Below are 4310 nucleotides of genomic sequence, written 5' to 3'. Positions count from 1 at the left end.
TCCAAAGATGCGGCGTGGCCGGATTTCGATCCCGCGTTCCATGGCGTCGACCTGATGCGGGGTCTGCCATGAAAATCCTGCTGACCGGCGCAAGCTCGTTCACCGGCTATTGGTTCGCGCGAACGCTCGCCGCCGCGGGTCACGAACTTGTTGCGCCGTTGCGCGGCAATCTCGACAGCCTGCACGACGTGGCGCGGTCGCAGCGGCTGCGCCGGCTACACGGCAAGGTCGAGCTGGTGCCCGCATGCGGATTTGGCAGCGCAAAATTTCTCGGCATTGCCGACAGCCACGATTTCGATGTGCTGTGTCATCACGGCGCCGAGGTCGGCGATTACCGCAACCCCGAATTCGATATCGCCGGCGCCGCCGCATCGAACACGCTGAACCTGCGCAGCGTGCTGCTTGCGATGAGCGAACGCGGCCTCAAAGGCGTGGTGCTGACGGGCAGCATTTTCGAACAGGATGAGGGCGCGGGCACTCAGCCGCTCATGGCGTTTTCGCCGTACGGCGTATCGAAGGGCGTGACCGCACAGATCGTGCGCGACCGTTGCCACGAGATCGGCGTGCCCTTTGGGAAGTTTGTCATCCCCAACCCGTTCGGCCCGCTGGAGCAGCCGCGGCTCGGCGCCTATCTGGCGCGCACCTGGGCGGCGGGCGACGCGGCCGAGATCAAGACCCCGGACTATATTCGCGACAACATCCACGTCGGCCTGCTCGCCGCCTGTTATCGGCGGTTTGTTGAAGAAACCGACACCGCTCCCGCTTTTCGCAAGCTCAACCCCAGCGGCTACGTCGAGAGCCAGGGCACGTTCGTCGAGCGTGTCGCCCGCGAGATCGGCCGCCGCACCGGCCAGCGTTGCGCAGTGACGCTGTTGCCGCAGACCCAATTTCCAGAACCGATGATGCGCGTGAACACCGATCCAGCCGCGCGCTACGCCGGCGGCTGGGATGAGGAGGCCGCATGGGATGAGTATGCGGGACGCTTTTCCGCAAAGGCGGAGGGCGCGCATGTCGGTTGATCAGAAGGGCAGCGTCTGCGACTTTCTCTCGGCAGCGTCCACGTGGATTCCCGAGAGCCTCAATGAGTCGGCCTGGCTCGAACATGCACCGTTTGCCTTTTGGCTTATCGAAACGCACGAACCCCGCGTCCTAATCGAGCTTGGTACCCATCTGGGGTATTCGTTTTTCTCATTCTGCCAGGCGATCGTGCAATTGAAGCTATCCACACGCGCCTATGCGGTGGACACTTGGAAAGGCGACGAGCACGCCGGCTTCTATGACGAGGAGGTCTTCCAGGCAGTCAGCAAGCATAATGCCGAACGATATTCCGGCTTCGCACAGCTTGTACGCTCGACCTTTGATGACGCTTTGCCATATTTTGAAGACGGCTCTGTCGACCTGCTCCACATCGACGGGCGCCATTTCTACGAAGACGTGAAGCACGATTTCGATTTGTGGCTCCCTAAGTTATCGGACCGCGGAATTGTCCTGCTGCACGACACCAACGTTCGGGAGCGCTCTTTTGGAGTCTTCCGGTGGTGGACCGATCTCTCGCACAGCTACCCGCACTTCCAATTCTTTCATGGATGGGGCCTGGGAGTTCTTGCAGTCGGCAAGAAGCTGCCACGACGACTGAGGGCACTTTTCGAAACGGAAAACGATCGGGAACAGGCTAATAAAGTCAGACATATCTATGCCCGATTGGGCGCCAGCCTCGGCGAGAGGCTGGGCAATCAACGCCTGAAGGGCGAGTTAGCATTTAAGGAGGTCGAGGCTTCCGCTCTCAAAGGACAGGTGTCCGCGCTTGAGGCGCAACTCAGGGAGTCAAGTGCCGCGCTGGCGGCCCGAACGGCGGAACATTCCGGCGTTAAGGCCGAGCTCGCCGACGTGCAGCAGAAGGCGGCGCATGATCGACGCGGGTTGGAAGAACTGTTGGATGATCGCGCCCAGCTGCTAAGCGAGGCCGGTATCTCGCTCGAAAATCGCAACCAGCGCATCGGCCAACTGGAAGCACAGTTGGATGATCGTGCTCACCGGCTGAGCGAGGCTGACGCCGCACTCGAAGACCGCGGCAGGCGCATCCGTGAACTGGAAGCACTGTTGGACGATCGTACTCGCCAGCTGAGCGAGACTGACGCCGCACTTGAAGAGCACGGTAGGCGCATCCGTAAGCTGGAAGCACTGTTGGACGATCGTACTCGCCGGCTGAGCGAGGCTGACGCCGCACTTGAAGATCGTGGCGAGCGCATCGGCAAACTGGAAGCCAGACTAAACGATGTTTTGCATCAAGTAGTCTCACGCACGGCGCAACTTGACGACGCAATGGGCGCTCTCGCCAAGGAGAAGGCGAACGCCGTGCAGGTATCCGGGGAACTGCAACGCAGATTAAACGAGGCCGAAAAGCTTCGCCACGCAATAAGCACCTCGACTGCTTGGCGCGCGACAGGGCCAATACGGGCTGCTCTCTCGCGATTGTCCACGGGCCAAAAGCGGCAAGTGCGTCGAATGGCCAAAGCGGCCTATTGGATGGCAACGCCCTGGAATACACCCAAACGGATCAGATATCTGCGCGAACGTGCTCTCCGAAACTCTAGATCGCCATCCATCGCCAATATCCACCCGCATCCTTTTGGCGAGCCCGCCCTACGAAACCTGAGCAGATTAACCCCTTTACCAGAAAGGGAAAGACCACGCCCGGAGGACATCCGCCAATCATTAATAAATTCTCGTCTGTTCGATCCCGGCACATATCTCGAATTGCACGAAGATCTGCGGGGCGCCGGAGCGGACCCCTGGGAACATTTTCTGAAATACGGATTCTGGGAAGGACGGCGGTTCACCACACCAGAGATCGTCGCGCAGGCGTTAGCCCATTTCCATCGCGAAACTCACGCCGCTTTGGAGGCAGCTTCTCAGATCTTGAAGACCGAACCCGATGAAGATGCGTGCGCCGACTGCGCCACGTTGCTAGCGTCTCAACGTGTAAGAATTGGAATATATTGCAGTTCCCAAGGCAATTTCTTTATGCAGGAAATAGCCAATCTCATTCAATGGCAATTGGTAGCTCTCAAAATCGACGCGCATTTAAGAACTGAGCAATCGGCGTTCGATGAAGCATTCGATATTCGCCTCTTCGTAGCGCCGCATGAATTCTTCTGGCTGGGAGGCGGAGAACAATGGAGAACACTAGCCGGCGCACCGGGTACAGTTCTTTATAATGTCGAGCAAGTTCATACACCGTGGTTTTGTAGGGCCTTTCCATTTCTGCTCGAAGCTCCGCTTATACTGGACATCAACTTCCAGTCGACTCTTCTGCTTCGTCAGATGGGCCTGAATGCCCTCCACTACATGCCACCCTACCTATCCAAATGCCCGTACACCGTATCGCAACCCGATGTTTCCGGGGTCGATCTAGTCCGCGGTTACGAATTTTCGCGCGCAAGATTTGATTGGAAAAGCCACCGCGGCCTGACCGACCGGCCAATTGATATTTTATTTGTTGGTACGGATTCGGAACGACGAAGGATCGCCATAGAACGACTTAGAGAACTTACAGATCGGTATCGCTTTATCTGCATCTATACGCATCAACACGCGCCGTTGACCAACGCAAATTATCAAACCACGTCGCCCGAGATAAATTGCGCGCTGGCGCAACGGTCCAAGATCGTCTTGAACATTCATCGCAGTTGGCTCGGCTACTTTGAATGGTCACGAATGGTTATGCAAGGCTTTTGGCAGGGAGCATGCGTCGTGTCGGACCCGAGTCTTCCGAATCCAATTTTTAAACCAAACAATCATTTCCTAGAAGAGAATATTCGGCACCTTCCAGAACTTCTGCACTGGCTCTTGGGAACCTCCGACGGCCGAATGAAAATCGAACACATCGCAGAGGCCGGACAAAGCCGTGCACGCTCCAGAGCCGCCCGAACTGCCATGTTACTACCGATGCTGAGTTCACTGCGAGCTTCGGTTGGCCTCGGGGAGAAGGTGACATGACGCTCTTCAACATTAAGTCCCTTGGCGAAATTACCTTTCGCTATGACGCTCACACCTCGGCCGAGGTCGTCGTCGTCGTGCCGCTTTACAATTACGCGAAATATATCATCGAATGCTTGGACTCTATCGCGGTGCAAACCATCGAGCGCTGTTCCGTCGTTGTCGTCGACGATTGTTCAACTGATAATGGCGCTGCACTTGCCACGGATTTCCTCAAGACGAACTCGAGCCGTTTTAGCTCCGTGATAATTATACGGCATACTAAGAACCAGGGCCTTTCTATGGCCCGTAACAGTGGTATCGCGTGGAGC

At 57.2% G+C, this 4310-nt stretch carries 3 protein-coding genes; all 3 read left to right on the top strand.

The window, feature by feature from the left end; all coding sequences use genetic code 11:
- Positions 1-68 precede the first annotated feature (68 nt).
- Entirely contained in the window at positions 69-1019 is a 951-nt protein-coding gene (locus tag WB528_RS15955) for an NAD-dependent epimerase/dehydratase family protein (RefSeq protein ID WP_423889376.1), read from the top strand.
- Entirely contained in the window at positions 1009-3999 is a 2991-nt protein-coding gene (locus tag WB528_RS15950) for a class I SAM-dependent methyltransferase (protein ID WP_423889375.1), read from the top strand. The genes WB528_RS15955 and WB528_RS15950 overlap by 11 nt, the downstream gene beginning before the upstream one ends.
- On the top strand, positions 3996-4310 hold a 315-nt coding region (locus tag WB528_RS15945), incomplete at its 3' end, for a glycosyltransferase family 2 protein (protein WP_423889374.1). The genes WB528_RS15950 and WB528_RS15945, both read left to right, overlap by 4 nt.

The organism is Bradyrhizobium sp. (assembly GCF_049586575.1).
Classification (GTDB): Bacteria; Pseudomonadota; Alphaproteobacteria; order Rhizobiales; family Xanthobacteraceae; genus Bradyrhizobium.
The sequence above is the reverse complement of the archived record's forward strand: the minus strand, read 5'-3'. Positions and strand labels throughout refer to the sequence as shown.

What these genes read in the sequence shown, in the direction of transcription:
- WB528_RS15955 (WP_423889376.1), top strand. Translation starts at nt 69, where the DNA reads ATGAAAATCCTGCTGACCGGCGCAAGCTCGTTCACCGGCTATTGGTTC.
- WB528_RS15950 (WP_423889375.1), top strand. Translation starts at nt 1,009, where the DNA reads ATGTCGGTTGATCAGAAGGGCAGCGTCTGCGACTTTCTCTCGGCAGCG.